Below are 15,042 nucleotides of genomic sequence, written 5' to 3'. Positions count from 1 at the left end.
CCGAGGTGAGCAGGATCCCGGCCCCCCGCACAACGGCACCGCCGTCGGACGACGTCGCGTGGGAGATCTTCCACGAGAACTCCAAGACCAGCCGCCACCGCGGGGTTCCCCCGGACCAGGTCGTCGTCGACCAGATGCAGCGCCTGCACGAGTCGCTGTCCTACCGCGGCCACCCCCTGTTCGAGCTGCCCCGACGGACCGGGCTGCGCACCGTCGACCTCCAGACCGCGCTTGACCGCCGAGCCACGGGCCGGAAACTGACCTCCTGCGCGATACCCCTCGGCGACCTCTCGACGGTTCTCCACTACGCCTACGGCGTCCGGGAACAGCAACCCGACGGTCCGTTCCCCCGCGCCTTCCGCAGCGTCCCGTCGGGCGGTGCGCTCTACCCGCTCGAGATGTACGTCCACGCCGCCGCCGTCGTCGGGCTCCCCGCCGGCCTGTTCCACTACGAGCCGGTGCGGCACGTTCTCCGGCTCCTGCGCGAGGAACCCGCACCGGCTTTCGAATCGGCGCTCGTCCAGCCCGGCATCGCCCGCGCGGCAGCGGCGACGATCTTCATCACCGCGATCTTCTACCGCTCCACCTTCAAGTACGGGGACCGGGGCTACCGGTTCGTCCTGCTGGAGGCCGGGCATGTCGGGCAGAACATCGACCTCATCGCAGCGGCGCTCGGCTTCGCAGCTGTCAACGTCGGCGGCTACTTCGACCGTGACGTCGACGCTTACCTCGACCTGGACGGTCTGAACCACTCCACGGTCTACCTCACCGCACTAGGCGGTGATCCGGACAGATGACCGTGCTGCCGGCGGGGCTGGACGCTCGCGGCCTGGAGTCGGGCGTGTGGGTCGTCGCCGACCTCAGCCTGGGTGCCTGGGGGGGCCGCAGCGCGGCGGCGCAGCTCGCCGCCCAGGTCGATGCCGCCCTCGGGTCCGGCATCGACCTGGGCATCGCCGATGCCGCCGCGACCGACGTCGACTGGTCGCTGCGCGCCGTTGAGTACGCGGATTTCATCGGGCACGCGGTTGATCGGGAGTCCCTCGGCGACCTATTGGTGATCGACGCGATCACGGCCGCGGACATCGTGGGCGAGCGGTTGCGCCGCAGGGGGGTCGGCGGCTGCCTGGCCGTCCTGCCGGTCTCACCGGAGGCGCCGAGCCGCTACGACCGCGCGTTCCTGGCCGGGCTGCGCCGCCGGATCGAGCCCGACCTGACCCTGGTCGTCGCGGATGCCGAGGCACTCACGGCGGCGGGCAACCTCGGGCGTCCCGATCCGGGCTCGGCCGCGCGGACGACGCTCGCGCTGGTCCCGGGGTTGGTCGATCCTGCGCTGCAGGGCGCCTTCGCCGACGACCCCGCTGTAGCGGCCCTGCTCCCGACCCCCTCTGGGCTGTTCGTGGTGCCGCCCGCGCTGCGGTGTACGGCGGCCGCGGCCGGCCCGCTGGACTTCGACCGCCTCGCAGCCCGGACCCGCGGCCTGTCCGGCCTGTGCGCCTACGCACAGCGCTATGGGAACGCCCACTTCATCGACCTCGCCCTCCTGTGCCGGCAGGCGTGGGCCGAGCTCGCGCACCACCACGAGGAGGCGGCGTTCGACCTGCTCGGCCACGCCGTGCGGTGCGCCCGCACCCCGCATGCGCGCGCCGTGTGCGAAGCCCAGCTGTGCGGGCTCGCGATCGCGCTGCGGCGGTTCGACGTCGCCGCGGCGGCCGTACCGGCACCGGCGTCCGCACCGGCCGAGCTGCGGGGCTTCCTGCAGCAGAGCCGCGGATGGGGGCTGGTGATGTCCGGGGAACCGCAGAAGGCACTCGCCGAGTTCACCGCGGCCGCCGACTCCCTTGCCGGCTGGCGGCAGCGCCGCGAGTTCCTCTACCTGATGAACATCACCGCGCTGGCCGCGCTGCGCAACGGTGACCTTCCCGCTGCCCTCGCCCTCGAGGACGAAATCGCGGCGGCGCTGCGCTCGTCGGCGGAGCCCGACCAGCGGCTGCGCTACGTCAACGAGATGAACCTCGCCCGCCTGCACCGGCGGCGCGGGAAGGCCGGTGCCGCCCGGGCCCACTACGCCGCGGCGTTCGCGACGACCCATCGCGTCGGGAGCCAGTTCGACCTGCTGCACGCCGAGCTGTGCGCGGCACACCTCGACGCGCTGGAAGGGGCGCCCGGGAGGGCGGCGTGGTCGTGGCTGCGCGCGGCCTTGCTGTGGGCCGCGATCGATCATCCGGAGGCCGTGGGCGCGCGGGTCGCCGCGGCGGTCGACGGGACCGTGAACCTGCGCGGCACCCCGGATCCGCGGCGGGTGACCGACGCGCTGCTCGCCCGGCTGCGCGGGTGCGGCTGGGCAGTGCCCGCGTCCGGCCGGCCCGCCGGCATCGCCTGGCTCGCGCCGGACACACCGGTCGACCCGGACGCCGCCCTGGTCGTCGAGGCGCACTGGGCGGTCGTCCTGGCCGCGGCCCGCACCGTCACGCCGCCGGAGCGCGACGACTGCCGTACCGACCTGCGTCAGGCCGTGATCGACGTACTCGCTACGCAGCGACCGCTGCCGGACTGGTGCCGGTCCCCGGCGGTGCTGGTCGACGACCGGCTTCGCCGCGGCTTACCGTGCCGACCGACGCATGCGGTGGAGAGCGCCCTGCGACTGGGTGTCCGACGGCTCGTCATCGCCGGGCGCGAGCACCGGATCGACCCCGTCGAGGCCGGCGCGGCGCTGCTCCGACTCCGGGTGACGGTCTCCGCAGCGGTCGGCCGCCCTGCGCCGGGGGACGACCGCGTCCGCTTCCACCGCTACCGGCGACCTCGCCTGCTCCGTCCCGACGAGCAGGAGGTTCTGCACATCGCCACGGAGGCGACCGTCCCCCGGATGGCGGACCTCCTAGAGAGGCTGGGCGTCGACCCGGACGCGACCGTGCGCACGGTGCGCCGGCTCGAGGCCGCCGGTGTCCTCGACCTGACGCTCGACGACCACGAGGGCCGGCGGCTCCTAGAGAGCACGGCGCTCGGCGGGGCGCCGTGGGAGGTGGCTCAGACATGAAAGACGTCGACACCCGCGACCTCGATCGGTACGTCCAGACGTCGGCAGCCGCCGCCTCCGGGCTGGAGGTGCGGCCGGGCACCTTCCTCGGCCGAGCCCTCCTGCACCTGCAGGAGACGCGGCCGTCGTCGGGGCTCAGAGAGGGAGAACAGATCGAGTTCGTGACCGACCCAAACGTCCAGACGGCCAGCTCGGGCGCGGTCGCGGTGCACGCCCAGCAGGTCCACCGCGGGATCCCGCTGTTCCAGGCCGACACCACGGTCCTGTTCGGGCCCGACGGTGCACTTCAGGAGAGCATCGGGTCGACCGTCGAGGTCGGCCGCGTTGACCCGGGCTCCCTTCCGGTCGACGCAGGTGACGCCGTCTCCCGCGCCGTCGGATTCCTGAACGAGCCCGAGAACCGGGAGCCCGAGATCGATGCCTTCGGCCAGAGCACCGGGACCCTCCCCGAACTCGCCGTCGTACCGGTGAACGTCATCGCCGCCTTTCCCGACCTGCCGGCCCGACCGACGGTCGTTGAGCCGGGGCCGTTCGCCGGTAGGGGCATCGCGTGCCACCTGGTGTGGTTGCCGGTCCGGGGCGGCCTGCGCCTCGGCTGGCTGATGGAGCTGCACCTCCCCGAGCCAGTGCGGTCCGTCGTGGTCATCGTCGACGGCGTCGACGGCGCCATCCTCTACGCGACCTCGATCACGCAGGGCATAGCCGGGCGCGGGGAGGTCTTCCTGCAGAACGGCGCCGAACAGCGGACCACCGTGCAGTTCCCGCGACCACTGGGGGAGTACCCGGTGCAGACCGCGACCGCGCTCCCGGCCGGTTTCCCCGACGACTGGCTCGTCGGCCTGCAGACGGTGGGCAACAGCGTGTCCGCGGTCGACACGCAGGGTGGCGAGCCGGTGAGCGGCACCGTCGTGGGGGGCAGGTCGAGTTCAGCGGCGCGGACGCCGGCCCGCAACGGGTCGTCAACCTCTTCTACTATTGCTGCCTCCTGCACGACCTGTTCTACCTGCTCGGGTTCCGGGAGGCCGACGGGAACTTCCAGGCCGACACGCTCAGCCGTGGCGGGGTGGCGAGCGATTCGGTCGTGGCGACGGTGTTCCCGGGCACCGTCGCGGCCACCGCGAACATGACGACCCCGAAGGACGGGGCGCGGCCTCGCCTCAATGTGGGGATCGTCGAGGCGACCGGCCGGCACACCGCGCTCGACGCGACCGTCGTGTTCCACGAGTACACCCACGGGGTGACCAGCCGCCTCGTCGGCGGGCCGATCAACACCCTGTCGCTCACCGCAGCGCAGAGCGCTGGGATGAGCGAGGGCTGGAGCGACTTCTTCGCCTGCAGCATCACGGAGGAGCCGGTCATCGGTGCGTGGGTGGTGGACAATCCGGACGGGATCCGCCGCCACCGCTACGACGCCGACTACCCCGGCAGCTTCGGCGACCTCGGGACGCCCGAGTTCGCCACCAAGCACCAGATCGGCGAGCTGTGGTGTGCGACCCTGATGGAGTTCGCCCGCGGAACCGGCACGCCGCTGGCGCTGCAGGTCGTGGTCGACTCGCTCAAGCTCGCCCCGGCCAACCCGAGCTTCCTCGACGCGCGCGACGCGATGCTGCGCGCGCTCGAGGGCATGCGTGCCAGCGGAAAACTCACCGCCGTCGCGCACGCCGCGGCGCGGACCGCGCTGTGGACGGCCTTCGCCCGGTTCGGGATGGGGCCGGGGGCGTCGAGCGACGGGGCCCGCCTCGACGGTCTCGTCGAGGACTTCTCGACGCCCGGGATCCCCGTCGTTACTCCCACGCGGCACAGCGCGACGGCCCGGCCCCGGCGGGCCATCCCGGACAAGGATCCGGTCGGGATCTCCAGCGAGGTGTCATTCGACGTCGACGGCGTGGTCGGGACGGTCGAGGTGGCGGTCGACGTCGCGCACGAGTTCCGCGGCGACCTCGAGGTCACGGTAACGAGCCCAGCAGGCACGAACGTCGTCCTGCGTACCGCGGATCCCGACCCGGGCACGGACCTCGTCATGGTGTACGACGCGGCGTCGGCGCCCGGCCTGCTGGGCCTGACCGGCCAGCCGATCCGCGGACGGTGGCGGCTGAGGGTCGCCGACCGGTTCCGGTTGAGCCTCGGGGTGTTCCGGTCGTGGACGTTGACGGTGACCCTCCGGTGAGTGCGAAGGATCCGGTGAGCCTGGGGACCGACGGATGAGGAGCCGGCGATGCGGGTGCTGCTGATCTACCCGAACGTGGCCTGGGAGCTGATCGGGTGGGGTGACCTGGGTGCGATCGCCGAGCCGCTCGCCCTCGAGTACGTCGGTGCGACCGCGCGGCTGGCCGGGCACGAGGTGCGGATCCTCGACCTGCGGCTGCACCCCGACGACCTGGAGGGCGTGCTCGCGGCATGGCGACCCGACGTCGCGGGCGTGACCGGCTACTCGATGCACGTCCTGCGCAACCTGGAGATCTGCGCTCTGGTCAAGCGCGTCCTCCCGGCGTGTCGCACCGTCGTCGGCGGCCACCACGCGACGCTGCTCCCTGACGACTTCTTCGAGCCGCCGGTGGACCACGTCGTGGTGGGGGAGGGCACCGCACCGTTCGGCGCGCTGCTCGAACAGATCGGGAGCGGCGGCTCGGGCACCGGCATCCCTGGGCTGTGGAGCCGCCTGCGGGACCGGCAGTTCGTGTCGGGCGGGCCGCCGGCGGCCGTCGACCTCACGCGGATGCCCTGGCCCGACCGCGAGCTGACGCGGGGTGACCGGCACCGGTACTTCATCGACTGGATGCAGCCGATCGCGCTGGTCCGGACCACGGTCGGGTGCCCGTTCCGGTGCTCGTTCTGCTCCCTCTGGAAGATCATGGACGGCAAGTACATGGTCCGGGACGTCGACGATGTCGTGGCCGAGATCGCCGCGATCCCCGAGTCCGATGTGTTCCTCGTCGACGACGAGCCCTTCGTCAATGTGCGGCGCATGCACGCCCTTGCCGACCGGATCGCCGCGGCAGGCCTGCAGAAGGAGTACTTCAGCTACTGCCGGATCGACTCGTTCCTGCGGGACAGGACGCTGATGGAGCGCTGGCACGACCTCGGCCTGCGGCGCGTCTTCTTCGGCATCGAGTCGATCTTCGACGACGAGCTGGCCGAGTACCACAAGCGCCAGCGCCGGGGCCAAATCGTGCAGGCCCTCGCCACCGCCCGCGAGCTCGGCATCGCGACCATGTCCAACTTTATCATCAAGCCCAGCTACACCCACCGCCAGTTCGCCGACGTCGTAGCCTTCATCCGGGACAACGACGTCGACTATCCGACCTTCACGATCCTGACCCCGATCCCCGGGACGGAGTGGGGCGCCCACCTGGAGCAGGTGGTCGAGCTGCAGCCCAACGGCCGCCCACGCTGGGACCTCTACGACCTGCAGCACGCCGTGGTGGAGACGACGTTGGATCGTTCGGAGTTCGTCCGGCAGTATCACCTGCTCCACCAGGTCTTCGCGAAGATCTACGTCGCGGCGCGGGGGCCCGGCCGCACGCGGGGCGGGCATCGCACGCGCGGTGCTCCCCGCGGTGCTGGCAGCGGTCACGGGGCGCCCGGAGCCGCCGAATGTTAACGAGGTTGCCGACGAGCTCGCGGCGCTGTCGTTCTACCTGCGCACCACCGCCGACACCGACGGCGCCGCGCTGTACCGGCTGTTCCACCAAGGCCTGGCCGACCACCTTCGCACCGACCCCCGAATCGGTGCCACTGACCCCGACACCGGCGCCGACCGAAACCTCGACGGCCTCCTGAGCACCGTTCCGATCGAGCCCCGTGGCCGCCGCTGGGAGCAGCGCCCGGCGCCACGGCGAGTCCGGGCGGGTGCACCACCTCATCCAGCACGCCACCGACGCGCACCGCGTCGATGAACTCCTCACCGATCCCGGGTTCCTCGTCCACGCCGACCCGGCCACGCTCACCCCTGCCCTCGACCACGCCATCGACCCGAACGCCCGACTGGCCGCCGCCACCTACCGGGCCTCGGCCGACCGGCACGCCACCCGGACTACCCGGCAACGGCGCGACATCCTGGCCATCGACGCGGCGCGCTACGGCGTACCGCGCCTTAGTGAGAGCATCTCCGCCGTGCCACCGCCTCCTTGGTGGCGGCCACGCTGGGCTACCGGTAGCCAAGTCAACACCGCCCTCCGCGCGACTCTCACCGGCCACACCGCCGCCGTGACGGCGGTGGCCTGCACGACGTTGGACGGGCGCCCGATCGCCGTCACCGGCGGCGTCGGCGTCGGCGGCGACAGCACGGTGCGGATCTGGGACCTCACCACCGGCACCCCGATCGGCAACCCGCTCACCGCCCACCGCGGCGGCGTGACGGCGGTGGCCTGCACGACGCTCGACGGGCGCCCGATCGCCGTCACCGGCGGCGTCGGCGGCAGGGTGCGGATCTGGGACCTGTCCGGGCGGGGGAGATCGACCGCGTGGATCTGCCGGGGAGCTGCCAGGCGCTTGCAGTGGGCGCGGGAGAGGTGATCGTGGCCGGGATCGGCTGGGACATCGTGATCCTTGAGCGGACCGAGAAGGAGCCGCGGTGACGGTCCGTGTGGTGGGGATCCACGGGATCGGGAACTGTCAGGCCGGCCGAACCCCCGACGACGCAGCCGCGATCCTGGGCCGCCGGTGGACACCGGCGGTCCGTCAGGGTCTCGGCACCGGTTCGCAGGTCGAGGCGGTGGTGGCCTACTACGCCCACCACCTCGCCGGCGATACCGCGCAAGGTGTCGGCGACCCGGCGCAGCTGACCGATCCCGAGCAGCAGCTCCTGCTCGGGTGGGCCCACGCGCTCGGTGCCCCGACCGAGGTGGCGCAGGGGCGGCTGACCCAACCAGCCCGGGCGGCGGCGAACTGGATCGCGAAGGAGTTCGGGCTCGATCATGCGCTGGTGCGGCTACTAGTCGCCACCTCCTGTCGAGAGGTCAACCGCTATCTCACCGACCCAGACCGACGGGCCGCCGTGCGCGACACCGTCGCCGACACGATCGGGCGCGAGCGGCCGCGGGTGGTGCTCGCGCACTCTCTGGGCTCGGTGGTCGCCTACGAGACCTTGTGGGCGCGGGCCGATCTTGAGGTCTAGCTGTGGTGACCCGGGACGTTGTTGACGGGCCGCAGGGCGTGTCGGGTTGATCTGAGGGAGGACCTCCGGGCGAAGTGGGTGTGTCTGACGCATCCGCCTCGAACACCGGAGGTCCTCGGTGGCACACGCTAATGCCCGCACGACGGTCTATGCCCGCCGGCTGATCGTGACTCGCTGGCGGGCGGGGTGGCCGGCGGCTCGGATCGCTGAACAGCTCGGGATCTCCCGGGCCACCGTCTACAAGTGGATCCGCCGCTACCAGACCGAGGGCTGGGCCGGGCTACTCGACCGTTCCTCCCGCCCACACCGCAGCCCTGCCCGGATCCCGGCCGAGATCGAAGCACGGGTCCTGGCCTTGCGGGCCACCGCTCGTCGGGGCCCGGTGTTCCTGGCCCGCCGGCTCGGGCTGGTGGCCTCGACCGTTGGACGGATCCTGCGCCGCAACCAGGTCCTGCCGCTGCGCGCGATCGACCCGATCACCGGCGCCCCGGTGCGCCGCCAACACTCCCCCCGCCGCTACGAGCACCCCCGACCCGGCGACCTGCTCCATGTCGATGTGAAGAAGCTCGGACGAGTCCCCGAGGGCGGCGGCTGGCGGCTACACGGACGCAGCGAAGCGGTTCGTGGGCGTGGCAACGGCTACGACTTCCTCCATGTCGCGGTCGACGACCATTCCCGGCTGGCCTACCTCGAAGCACTCCCCGATGAGCGTGACCCCAACTGCGCCGGGTTCCTGCGCCGGGCAACGGCCTGGTTCGCCCGCCACGGGGTCACCGTCCGCCGTGTCCTGACCGACAACGCCAGGGTCTACCGCGTCGGGAGGCAGTGGACCGGGGCCTGCGCCGAACTCCAGATCCGACGCCGGTTCACCCGCCCGCACTGTCCCTGGACGAACGGGAGGGCCGAGCGGTTCAACCGGACCCTGCTCGACGAGTTCGCCTACGCCCAGGCGTGGCTGTCCAACACCGAACGGCTCGCCGCGCTCGACAGCTGGGTCCACGCCTACAACACTCAACGAGCCCACTCCGCCATCGGCGGCCACCCACCCATCACCCGACTCCCCAAGCTAGGGCCGGTCAACAACCTGGTGGGTCACCACATCTAGCTGCTGGTCACCTTTGGGTCGCCACTGGGCATGCCGAACGTCATCTTCGACCGGCTCCAACCTGGCCCCACCAGGGGACGCGGGCAGCGCCCGCCGGGAGTCCAGCGGTGGATCAACATCGCCGACCCGGGCGATGTGATCGCGGTCCCGTGCGGCCTGGCCGCCGGGTACTTCACCGGCATCGACGCCGACCTGACCACTCCGGTCGGCGTGTTCAACTTTCACAAGGTCACCGGCTACCTGTCGTGCGGCACCACCGCGGCGGCGCTAGCCACCCTGCTCGGCCACTGACCGAGCCGGCACCGAGGCTGGACCGAGATCCGTTCACCGACTCGTATTACCCGGGATAATGCACGGAATCCCGGGTAATAGCCGGTAGCGTGCGCCCGCGTGCCGCCCTCGATCTGGACCTCCGTCGACTACGCGCTGGACTGGCCCCGCGAGCTCGTCCGCGACGAGCTGCTCGCGCTCTACGAACATCCCTTCCGCGGTTGGGCGCCCTCGGACGTCTACGGACTGCTGGAGGAGGCCTTCCACACGCAGATCCCCGCCGGCGACTTCCACCACGTCTTCGAGGTCGACATGGCCCAGGGCGAGCAGTGGGCGGGGCGCCGCTGGGTCGACGAGCTCCTCCTGCACCTCGACGAGCTCCGCGAGCACGTCGAGCCCCGGCCCTACTGGCCCGCGCGGCAACCCGGAGCCCTCATCGAGCCCCCGCTCACGCCGGTGGATGCGCCGTTCCACTTCGCGTTCCTTGTCTGGCGGCTCGACGACTTGGGCTACCTGGCCCGGGATTTCAGTACGCCGTGCGTCGAGAAGGGCCCCTCGAAGCAGCCTGACCTCGACGCCGAGCTGATGGAACGCCTGAACAACCCCGGGCCGCCCGGCCGGAAGCTCTGGCCGGTGCGTCCCGAGACGCTTGATCCGGACACGTTCTACGGCCTGGTCGAAGTCCTCCACGACCTCGTGGCCCGGCCGCGGCGGCGCTGGCTGCACGAGCCCGAGGTCTGTGGCCCGCACTTCGAGGACTTCGACGTCGATGCGGGTCGTCGCGTGTACCGCGTGCTGGTCAACCGGGTCCTGGCCGACTGCAGAGACGACCTGCGGCTCGCCGACACCGGCGAGGACGAGGGCCGGCTGGTGCGGGTCACCGACGAGGCACGCAGCGAGCTCATCGAGCGGGCCCTGGCCTCCCCCGACCCCGAAGCCGCTGATGAGGTCCAACACGCGATCTCGCTGTTCCGACGGCGCGAGGCGACAACACACGACAAGCGCTCAGCAGTCGTCGCGCTGCACCGGATCCTGGAGAAGCGGAAGGGCCTGCTGAAGGCTGGGTTGTTCAGCGCAGACGAGGATGCTCTCTTTCTCATCGCGAACAGGTTCGATCTACGGCACAGCAACGAGAAGCAGCACACCGACTACGACCCGGCGTTCCACGACTGGGTGTTCTGGTGGTACCTGGCCACGATTGAGCTCACCGACCGGCTTCTCGCCCGCCAGGCCTCCGAGGAATCGGCATGACCATCGAGCCGAGCGGCGGCCCGCCTGTCCCAGGCCTCCACGCCGACCCGCTCGAGCTTGCCACGGAGCTCCCGCTTTCCGAGGACGAGGCCGCCTACGTCGAGGCCGCCCGCGCCCCGAACACCCTGCGCGGCTACCGCAGCGACTGGGCCGAGTTCACCGCCTGGTGCGCCCGGCTGCCCCGCGATCCGCTGCCCGCGGCCGCCGACACCATCTCGGCCTACCTGACCGAGCTGGCCCGGGCCGGGGCGAAGGTCGGCACGATGAGCCGTCGGCTGTCCTCGATCCGGTTCGCCCACCAGCTGCGCGACCTGCCGGACCCGACCACCGGCGCCCGGGTGGTCGCGGTCTGGGAGGGCATCCGCCGCACCCACGGCGCCCCGCCCGACCAGGCCGCCCCGCTGATGCCGCCGGCGCTGTTCGACGTGCTCGACCACTGCCCGCAGACCAAGGTCTGGAAGACCCGCCCGCCCGAACCCGATCTGGCCGGCCTCCGGGACCGGGCGCTGCTGCTGGTCGGGTTCTTCGCCGCGCTGCGCCGCTCCGAGCTCGCGGCCCTGCGGGTCGAGGAGATCAGCGCGCACGACCGCGGGCTGGTCCTCACCCTGCCGCGGTCGAAGACGAACCAGCGCGGCGAGGAGCACGAGCTCGTCGTGCTCCCCCGCGCCGGGCGCCGGGCGCACTGCCCGGTCACCGCGGTGCAGACCTGGCTGGACGCCGCCGGCATCGCCGACGGGCCGGTGTTCCGCAAGATCAGCCGGGGCAACCGGGTGCTGGGCCGCGCCCTGCACCCCGAGTCGATCAACGACCTGGTCCAGGCGGCCGTCGCGCGGGCCGGGCTGCCCGGCGGCCCGTTCTCCGCGCACTCGTTGCGCGCCGGGTTCGTCACCTACGCCCACCTGCGCGGCGCGTCGGACCGCGCCATCGCCCACCAGACCCGACACCGGTCGCTGGCCACGCTGGGGGCCTACGTGCGGCTCGAGACGGCCTGGCAGGACAACGCGGCCACCCAGCTCGGGCTGTAAGAGCTGGATGGTTGCCGCCGCCGTGACAGGAGAACGCCACGACGATGCTCGGGATCTGAGCCGCTGCACCCGTCGCCGGACTGCTTCGACGGTGATCGAGCCTCCGCGGAACACGATCGGCGGGAAGCGACCGAGATGCGCGATCCGTTCGCGGGAATCACCAGCCGAGCTTCCCCGCGCTCGCCAACCTGACCGAGACCGAGACCAACGCCGGGCCGTCCTGTCTGGTCCCGGCGGCCGGCGCGCCGCTGCGCCGCCGCGAATCTGCTCGACCGGATGTTGACCACGATCGAGAGGATGGGGACCCTCGTGCCCCGACAGACGTGAGCACCACCATCCGGCTCTACCGTGCCTCGGAGACGCTGGCTTCCCGAACCGTGGGCCGTTCCTCGTCGGGGCAGGTCAGCGCGACAATCGGCGGCGGACACGCCGGCGCAGGACGAGCTCGGGCGTGCTCTGGCTGTGTTCGCGCGCCAGTGAGCCGACGTCGACACCATCAGTCGGCCCGGGTAACGGTCAGCCCGTCACGGCCGGCGGACGCCGTCGCGATGAGAGTGCGCTCGCGGTCGGCGAGCCGGGTCAGGAGCACCTTCGGCGGTGAGCCGTCGTGTGCGGCGATCAGCGCGCGTCGCGTTTACGTGCCCTGAACCGGGGGCCGGGAACTCGGTGCGGCTCGACCGGCCCACCGCCAGAGGTGCTCCTGACCCGGATCGCTATCGACAAGCTGGAGCAGGACGGACCCACGCTAGGACGACCCTTGGTCGACAAGATCAAGGGATCACCGCTTCACAACCTGAAAGAGCTTCGGTCCGGATCAGCAGGAACGTCGGAGGTGCGGATCTTGTTCATCTTCGATCCAGCCCGGCGGGCTGTGCTGTTGGTAGCGGGAGACAAGTCCGGGCGCTGGCAGGACTGGTACGACGAAGCCGTACCGGTCGCAGAGAAGCGATACGAACGCTGGATGGAGGGCGAGGGCGATGAGTAGTAACTGGCGCGAGGTTCGGGCAAAGCGGCCGCCGCGAGAGGACCGCGTGGCCCTTCACCGTGCACACCTTGACGAAGTCGTCCGTGCACACCAGCTCCGCGAGATCCGAGCCGAGCAGGGTGTAACTCAGCGCGAGCTCGCCCAGCGGATGCATGTCAGCCAGCCGTCTGTCTCCGCAATTGAACGCGGCGAGCTGACGAAGGCTGGTCTCGGCACCATCCGCGCGTACGTGGAGGCTCTAGGCGGCACTGTCGATGTGGTGGCCAACTTCGGAGACCAACGCGTCGTCCTCGGGTAGGACGCCTCAGATCGCCGTACGCGGCTCTGCTCACCACGAGCGCCTGTCACCGGCCTGGATCATCACGCGCCGAGCTCTGGCCGTGCACCAGGTAGGCGCGTCCCGGGGTGCCGAGCCGGGTCGAGGAATCCCAATTTCGACGGTCAGATTCGAAGCGTTCGCGAGCCGTTCCGCGGGGGTCTGGCTCCGGCTGCCGGGTCCGTCGTGTCAGACGATCTTGGGCGAGACCGGGTACGTGTCCGCCGGTTCCGCCGTCCGGGGACAAGGGTCGTGTCCCTCGACCGTCGTATCTGTGTCCACGTCGAGGGCTATTGGACCTGGTCAGTGCAGCCGAATGGTCAAATCTGGTCCAGAGCAGTCCTCAAAGGCGTGCAAGAGCTTGATCATAGGTGGATCCTGGCGTCCCCACGGGCGGTCGTGCATTGCGCAGAGTCGGTGACGCGAGGAACGGCCGCTCGCATGTGAGTGATGCGGTACGCGGTACGGGCGGGGCCCGGTAAACCGACATAGGAGATCCCGTGAAGTGCGGAGCGCGGGTAGCCCTCGGCATCGTCGGTGGCTACGTCCTCGGGCGGACCAAAAAGATGAAGCTCGCGATGATGCTGGCCGGTAGGGCAGCGGGCGAGGGCGCCGGGGGTCCCGGTGAGCTCCTTGCCCGCGGGGCGAAGCTTCTGAGCAGCTCGCCGGAGCTTGCTCAACTCACCGATCAGGTGCGGGGCCGACTCATCGAGGCGGGCAAGGGCGCCGCAATGGGCATGGCCGCCCATCAGGTGGAGTCCCTGGCCGATCGGGTCGGCAAGCGTGTGGAGTCCAGGGGCGACCTCGGCACCCCGCGCCGCGCGAGGCCTGAACCTGAACCCGAGCCCGACGACGTGGCGGCGGACGAAAACGGCGAGGTGAAGCCACCCCCGCGCGGTCCAAACCGCCGGGCAGCGAAGGCGGCACCGGCCCGAGCAGGCGGCGGCGGAGGCGGCGCCGCGACCGCGACGGTCAAGCGCAGCGCTACCTCGACCTCCGGCGGGCCGGGCCGCGCCGTGAAGAAGACCGCGGCCGCCGGCAAGGGCGCCCGCCCTGCTCGAGCCCGTCCGGGCAACAGCAATGGCTGACGACGCGGGTACTGAGCAGGAGAAGACCGGCGGCCTCACCGAGGCGCTGCCGAAGGACGCGCTGGCGGGTGCCGGGCAGCGGCGGCTCGGCCCGCTCGTCCAGCGCACGCGCCGAGGGAGAAGGGCTCGGGACGGGTGGCGGAAGGCGATATCGACGACGGCCGGCACGGTTCCGATCGGGGCGTCGTGGGGTCGAGCCGGCGGCGCCCCGAGCACGGGGCTGACCACTTTCGGCGACGAGGAAGGGGCTGTTGTGAGCTTCGCGGACAAGGTCAGGAACAAGGCGCAGGAGCTCCGCGGCCGTATCAAGCGGAACACCGGCGAGGTCACCGGAGACAGGCGCCTCCAAGTCGAAGGCGGGGCCGATGAGGTGAAGAGCAAGGTGAAGCGGGCTTGGGAGAAGGTCAAGGACGTATTCCGCGGGCGGGGTACTCGCCGCCGCAAGTACTAGTGGTCGGGCCGCGCAACTGCGCGGCGTAGGCGCGGGCCTTCGCCGCCGCTGCGGCGTGCTCGCCAGCCTCGTTGGGCGGGGCAGCCTTCGCGAGGGCTTCCTCGAGCTCGGCCTCCCGCTCCGCAAGCGGGGCCAGCAGCGCCGGCGGCGGGGCGCCGGCGGAGGAGGCCCACAGCTCGCGGCGCACCCCCTCGAGGTGCAGCAGCTCGCGCAGCGGGTTCATCCGCTCCAGCGCGTCGCTGACCGGATGCTCGCCGGCGATCGGATCGCCGGGCTCGCGGTGGCGCACCACCCACTCATCCAGCCGCCGCGCCAGCAGATCCGGCGGGTCGGCGAGCACCTGGGGCAACCCCTCGTCGTCGACCCTGCCCCGGACCGCGGCATCGCAGTCCTGACCGGCG

The 15,042-nt window shown here is 71.5% G+C and carries 16 protein-coding genes; 14 read left to right on the top strand and 2 right to left on the bottom strand.

What is annotated here, in order from left to right; all coding sequences use genetic code 11:
* Nucleotides 1-5: 5 nt before the first annotated feature.
* Both WBK50_RS34240 and WBK50_RS34235 read left to right on the top strand, forming a co-directional pair.
* Nucleotides 6-797, top strand: coding sequence for a SagB family peptide dehydrogenase (locus WBK50_RS34240; protein WP_341339898.1), 792 nt, complete (start codon nt 6-8; stop codon nt 795-797).
* Nucleotides 794-3,034, top strand: coding sequence for a MarR family transcriptional regulator (locus WBK50_RS34235; protein ID WP_341339897.1), 2,241 nt, complete (start codon nt 794-796; stop codon nt 3,032-3,034). Before WBK50_RS34240 ends, WBK50_RS34235 begins: the two co-directional genes overlap by 4 nt.
* On the opposite strand, the gene WBK50_RS34230 is transcribed toward WBK50_RS34235, so the two are convergent.
* Nucleotides 3,025-3,591, bottom strand: coding sequence for a hypothetical protein (locus WBK50_RS34230; protein WP_341339896.1), 567 nt, complete (start codon nt 3,589-3,591; stop codon nt 3,025-3,027). The two genes, WBK50_RS34235 and WBK50_RS34230, sit on opposite strands and share 10 nt — an antisense overlap.
* Between WBK50_RS34230 and WBK50_RS34225 the strand changes: the two genes are divergently transcribed.
* The 12 genes from WBK50_RS34225 (at nt 3,585) to WBK50_RS34170 (ending at nt 14,641) form a co-directional block, all read left to right on the top strand.
* Nucleotides 3,585-5,201: a M36 family metallopeptidase gene (locus WBK50_RS34225; protein WP_341339895.1), complete on the top strand. Its 1,617-nt coding sequence runs from the start codon at nt 3,585-3,587 to the stop codon at nt 5,199-5,201. The two genes, WBK50_RS34230 and WBK50_RS34225, sit on opposite strands and share 7 nt — an antisense overlap.
* 48 nt (nt 5,202-5,249) lie before the next feature.
* Nucleotides 5,250-6,635 (top strand): B12-binding domain-containing radical SAM protein, encoded by a 1,386-nt coding sequence (locus WBK50_RS34220; RefSeq protein WP_341339894.1) that lies wholly within the window; start codon nt 5,250-5,252, stop codon nt 6,633-6,635.
* Nucleotides 6,636-6,835: 200 nt separating this feature from the next.
* Nucleotides 6,836-7,549 (top strand): hypothetical protein, encoded by a 714-nt coding sequence (locus WBK50_RS34215; RefSeq protein WP_341339893.1) that lies wholly within the window; start codon nt 6,836-6,838, stop codon nt 7,547-7,549.
* 58 nt (nt 7,550-7,607) lie between these two features.
* Nucleotides 7,608-8,150, top strand: a complete 543-nt coding sequence (locus tag WBK50_RS34210) for a hypothetical protein (protein WP_341339892.1) — start codon at nt 7,608-7,610, stop codon at nt 8,148-8,150.
* Nucleotides 8,151-8,268: 118 nt separating this feature from the next.
* On the top strand, nt 8,269-9,255 hold the full coding sequence (locus WBK50_RS34205) for an IS481 family transposase (RefSeq protein ID WP_341339891.1): 987 nt from the start codon (nt 8,269-8,271) through the stop codon (nt 9,253-9,255).
* Nucleotides 9,256-9,285: 30 nt separating this feature from the next.
* A complete protein-coding gene (locus tag WBK50_RS34200; RefSeq protein WP_341339890.1) occupies nt 9,286-9,546 on the top strand; it encodes a hypothetical protein in 261 nt (86 codons plus the stop codon).
* A gap of 99 nt (nt 9,547-9,645) precedes the next feature.
* Nucleotides 9,646-10,776, top strand: a complete 1,131-nt coding sequence (locus WBK50_RS34195) for a hypothetical protein (protein WP_341339889.1) — start codon at nt 9,646-9,648, stop codon at nt 10,774-10,776.
* Entirely contained in the window at nt 10,773-11,801 is a 1,029-nt protein-coding gene (locus tag WBK50_RS34190; RefSeq protein WP_341339888.1) for a site-specific integrase, read from the top strand. The genes WBK50_RS34195 and WBK50_RS34190 overlap by 4 nt, the downstream gene beginning before the upstream one ends.
* A 607-nt stretch (nt 11,802-12,408) precedes the next feature.
* Nucleotides 12,409-12,786, top strand: a complete 378-nt coding sequence (locus WBK50_RS34185) for a type II toxin-antitoxin system RelE/ParE family toxin (RefSeq protein ID WP_341339887.1) — start codon at nt 12,409-12,411, stop codon at nt 12,784-12,786.
* On the top strand, nt 12,779-13,084 hold the full coding sequence (locus WBK50_RS34180) for a helix-turn-helix domain-containing protein (protein WP_214371352.1): 306 nt from the start codon (nt 12,779-12,781) through the stop codon (nt 13,082-13,084). Before WBK50_RS34185 ends, WBK50_RS34180 begins: the two co-directional genes overlap by 8 nt.
* A gap of 518 nt (nt 13,085-13,602) precedes the next feature.
* The gene (locus WBK50_RS34175) at nt 13,603-14,190 is read left to right on the top strand and encodes a hypothetical protein (RefSeq protein WP_341339886.1); all 588 of its coding nucleotides are present in this window, start codon (nt 13,603-13,605) and stop codon (nt 14,188-14,190) included.
* Nucleotides 14,183-14,641: a CsbD family protein gene (locus tag WBK50_RS34170; RefSeq protein WP_341339885.1), complete on the top strand. Its 459-nt coding sequence runs from the start codon at nt 14,183-14,185 to the stop codon at nt 14,639-14,641. Before WBK50_RS34175 ends, WBK50_RS34170 begins: the two co-directional genes overlap by 8 nt.
* On the opposite strand, the gene WBK50_RS34165 is transcribed toward WBK50_RS34170, so the two are convergent.
* Entirely contained in the window at nt 14,595-14,990 is a 396-nt protein-coding gene (locus tag WBK50_RS34165) for a hypothetical protein (protein ID WP_341339884.1), read from the bottom strand. The genes WBK50_RS34170 and WBK50_RS34165 overlap by 47 nt on opposite strands.
* Nucleotides 14,991-15,042 lie beyond the last annotated feature (52 nt).

Origin of the sequence: Pseudonocardia sp. T1-2H, from assembly GCF_038039215.1 — a bacterium.
Lineage (GTDB): Bacteria > Actinomycetota > Actinomycetes > Mycobacteriales > Pseudonocardiaceae > Pseudonocardia.
The sequence above is the reverse complement of the archived record's forward strand: the minus strand, read 5'-3'. Positions and strand labels throughout refer to the sequence as shown.